Source organism: Sodalis-like endosymbiont of Proechinophthirus fluctus (assembly GCF_001602625.1).
Lineage (GTDB): Bacteria > Pseudomonadota > Gammaproteobacteria > Enterobacterales > Enterobacteriaceae.
Genome location: NZ_LECR01000090.1, coordinates 68,031 through 71,621, shown reverse-complemented (window position 1 = coordinate 71,621; position 3,591 = coordinate 68,031). Strand labels below are relative to the sequence as shown.

3 protein-coding genes and 3 pseudogenes are annotated in these 3,591 nt (G+C 50.9%); 4 read left to right on the top strand and 2 right to left on the bottom strand.

All coding sequences use genetic code 11. The features are described from left to right. Nucleotides 1–87: 87 nt before the first annotated feature. Nucleotides 88–324: a thiaminase II/PqqC family protein gene (locus BG74_RS08995; protein ID WP_066597962.1), complete on the bottom strand. Its 237-nt coding sequence runs from the start codon at nucleotides 322–324 to the stop codon at nucleotides 88–90. 34 nt (nucleotides 325–358) lie between these two features. Continuing rightward, nucleotides 359–1,229 (bottom strand): annotated as a pseudogene (locus BG74_RS08990) (MBL fold metallo-hydrolase). Nucleotides 1,230–1,807: 578 nt separating this feature from the next. Here BG74_RS08990 and srlE point away from each other — a divergent pair. From srlE to BG74_RS18370, 4 genes and pseudogenes are all read left to right on the top strand, one after another. Next, nucleotides 1,808–2,167 (top strand): annotated as a pseudogene (srlE, locus tag BG74_RS11770) (PTS glucitol/sorbitol transporter subunit IIB); the annotation flags it as partial. Nucleotides 2,168–2,622: 455 nt separating this feature from the next. After that, nucleotides 2,623–2,766 (top strand): hypothetical protein, encoded by a 144-nt coding sequence (locus BG74_RS21020; RefSeq protein WP_439895729.1) that lies wholly within the window; start codon nucleotides 2,623–2,625, stop codon nucleotides 2,764–2,766. 18 nt (nucleotides 2,767–2,784) lie between these two features. After that, a pseudogene (locus BG74_RS21015) lies at nucleotides 2,785–3,222 on the top strand (hypothetical protein). An 80-nt stretch (nucleotides 3,223–3,302) separates the two neighbouring features. Continuing rightward, nucleotides 3,303–3,591: SIS domain-containing protein (locus BG74_RS18370; protein ID WP_244267489.1), on the top strand; the 289-nt coding region annotated here is incomplete at its 3' end.

Here is a 3,591-nt window from a genome sequence, read left to right as displayed (position 1 = left end):
GGCGGCTTTGGCAGAGCCAAGCTGCAGCCAGGCATCCATGCTGTCTTCCTAGCTCTCGCGACCATTATAATCCATAATGCGATGGATCTATTGCCAACGTACCGCCAGATCGGAGCAATTGGCGATGATAGTGGCATCTTTATGGGGAATCGAAACCTGATAATATAAGCAGATTGCCACCCACTCCTGAATCTGCGCTCGAGTAGCATGACCGTTATGTATCGCAATATGGTAAGGGTAGTGGATGTTATAATAGGCCATTTTATCCTTTAAACGGGCGTTAAAGGATAAAATGGAAAGTGGGGTGGCTAGGGTCTGGTCCATGGACAATTCCTATAATTCGATGGTGGATACCGCTCTAACTCACTTCGATGCCCTGCCATAAGCTGCAAGCCTTCTGACGAAGCATCGTTAAGTACGGTATTGATATTGTTAATATGGATAACGATTTTGCACTCGGCGGGTATTTCTCTAACCACCACCAGCAGGCCTTGTTTGCCACCGAGCGACAAATGACCCATCTCCTGACCGCGATAGGGTGCCCCACGCCGGTGGTCTGCATTTTATCGTCTGTTCACAGCGTGCCATCCAGCAGTGGACAATCGGCGCGACGCATCCAAGCAAGCAATGAAGGCGTCGGTTCATCGAACCCTGGGGAAAACAGCTGTTTTCTGCTGCGGCTGTCTTCCACCATCAAGGCGATATTGTGACCTGGCCAGCGGGGTAGGTCACGATAACGTGATTAGGGCGGCGCATTGCTCAGTAGCGGGACGGTGGTAAATTGGACTACCGGGCACACATTGACGGCAAACGGCTACTCTAGTATCAAGACATAGTGAAGCAGGCCGCCCTTCCAGTGTTGCAGAAGGGTGAATACCGAAAAACCCTCGGTTAGATCGTTATACACCTCGAGCATACAGCAGGCATCGAGGGGGCACCCTACGCGCAAGTTTAACAGCCCAGCGCAATGATCGATCTGGCTATCTGTGAGGATAATGGCGCCAATGGTCGTGCTTCACAGCGTGCTATCATTGCGCAAGGTCGGTGTGGCGGCGGTCTGCTGAGTAATATCCGGCGATACGCTACAGACTGCCCAGTCGTATCCATCGTCGCTGATGGCAATAGAGGGGGTTGGTTGCGGGACGGGCATTCAGTTCACCGCTGCGCTAGAGGCTGCAATCGCGGCAGTTGCAGTTCCATTGGGGAACACCGCTGCAGGGGCACCGCAGATCTGAGCAATTAGAAGTTGGACATGTACAGCGTCACTTCTGAGCCAATTTGTAAATTGATAAATGTGTAAATTGATAAAGTCAGGTTTAGTCTATTTCATACTCTTTCCTCACTGTCAGTAGTGGATAACGTCAGCTTTAACTGACCAAATGAAGTATAACCGACATACTTTCTATGGTCGTTAATTGTGTTATTAAAAAATATCTCTTTCGTTAATATTTCCAGGTGCGCTCCAGTACCTGCCCAGTTACTATAGGCGATTTTTTTCCTGTAGCGCGTGATTATAGGTCATGACGCGCCAACGCTTGAGCGAGTAACAGCAGTCCCGCTACATAAACTATGTCCTCCAGCACGTTGATGCTTTCGAAATCGGAACTAAGCCCGACGCTGTCCTCACCAATTTTATGGTAACTAATTTATGTAGAGCCAGATTTCATCCACGCCAGTGTCTGGAGAGGAGTACGTGTTTGCCGTCAGCGCGTAAAAACGCGATGGCGAAGTTAACGCCGACAAAACCGCCTCTCTGGCAGATAGCTAGCTGCCAGCTGTCAGGTCCGGATAGATTTAGGAGAGTATCATGAGCAGAGTGATACGAATTGTCAAAGGCGAGGGCGGTTAGGGCAGCCCCTTCCCCTTACTCATTGAGGTGACGACGGGAAAAAAGATCGTCTACATTACCGTTAGCACAAGGTCGGCGATTGTCGACCGACTTAGCGAATTGACTGGTTGGCCGGTGGTCGATGGATTCAAAGAAGGTGAACCGCCGGTGCAGGAGATAGCAGTGGTAGTCATCGATTGCAGTGGTTGGACATTGCGGTGCGGCGTTTATCCCAAACACAGTATGTCCACTGTGAATATTCACAGCACCGGTCAATCCGGCCCTCTGGCAAAATACATCGTGGCCGACATCCACTACGTTTCAGGGATGCGGGAAAAAAGATATTCAGCCGGTGCTCGCTGACAGATCTCCCTGCGCTATATCTGCAGCCCATGTCGCGGGAGCGGATGCACTCCCTGAAAACTCCAGAGTAATATAGCATCGGTGCATGCTGCCGATCCTGATGTACTCTCTCATGGCGCAGATTCAGGGGCCGTGGTGCATACTGGCCAAGAGCTGCTGCTGCGTCGTCGTCCGATCCAGGCGGCGTAGCGAATTGTGATCTATTCTAAGAAACTGGTATGCCAAGCTGCCCTGGCATTAGCGGTTGAGCCGAAATCATGATATTTTCGTTTTAAAACATTCTTGCTTTCATTCATCAGCCACCATCGGAGGCAGTCTGGTGGCAAAGGAATGTTCCGCTTGGAATAATATCATGATAAAACCCAGGCAGCATCGGGCGGTGATAATCGAATATCTGCAGCTCCACGGAAAAACCTCCGTCAAGGATTTTGATGGGCATTTCGTCCTCACCGGAACCACTATCTTCAGCTCTAGCCCAGTTGGAAGAGGAAGGGGCTGTGATCCGCAACTGCGGTGGCGTTATGCTCAGTCGTGAAGAGGGCGACCAACCTATCGATCGTAAAACCTATTATTAATACCGCTAAAAATGGCAAATAGCCCGTTGTGTAGCATTACCGATCAAGGATGGAGAATATCTGATATTTGACGCCGGCAGCACGGTATCACAAATGGTGCCTCGGCCAGCGCAATTTAACAATATTACTATTATGACCGATGGTCTAAGCATCGTTAGCGAGCTGGTCGAGCTGGATGGATCTTAATTCCAGGCGAGGACCTTACCGTAAAATTCTACCTCTTTCTACGGGACAATGGCGGAGGTAGCATTTCCCCATTTCAATTTTGATAAATTGTTCATCGACGCCGACGGCGTCGATTTGACCGCCGGCGTGACCATCTTCAATAAACTGCATGCAGTCAGCCAGGCGATGTGCCAGGCCGAACAGCAGAGTATTCTGCTGGTGGATTCATCGAAGTTCGGCCGTAAAGTCCCAATATCGTCTGCGCGCTTAGCAGCGCAGTGGACATTCTGATTACCGATAGCGGATACCGCCGGCCAGGCTAAAGGCGCTGTGTGATAGCGGTATCGATGTCCTCGTGGTGGATCACAAAGATGAGTCATGAACGATTATTAGCCTTTGCCCGGGAGACGCTGGACATTGAAATCAGCGAGGCGCAGCGGATGCGCGATCGCCTCGACGGCAGTGTCGTTACGGCCTGCCGATTGCTACTAGCCTGCAAAGGGAAAGTCATTGTCGCCGGCATGGGTAAATCCGGCCATATCGGCAAGAAAATCGCCGCATCGCTGGCCAGTACCGGCACGCCAGCCTTTTTTGTCCACCCGGCAGAAGCTCTGCATGGAGATTTTGGCATGATCGATGCCCGCGATGTGGTGGTGTTTA

Excerpts from the sequence above, each read along its gene's own strand:
- BG74_RS08995 (WP_066597962.1), bottom strand. The coding sequence starts at position 324 with ATGGACCAGACCCTAGCCACCCCACTTTCCATTTTATCCTTTAACGCC.
- BG74_RS21020 (WP_439895729.1), top strand. The coding sequence starts at position 2,623 with ATGGGCATTTCGTCCTCACCGGAACCACTATCTTCAGCTCTAGCCCAG.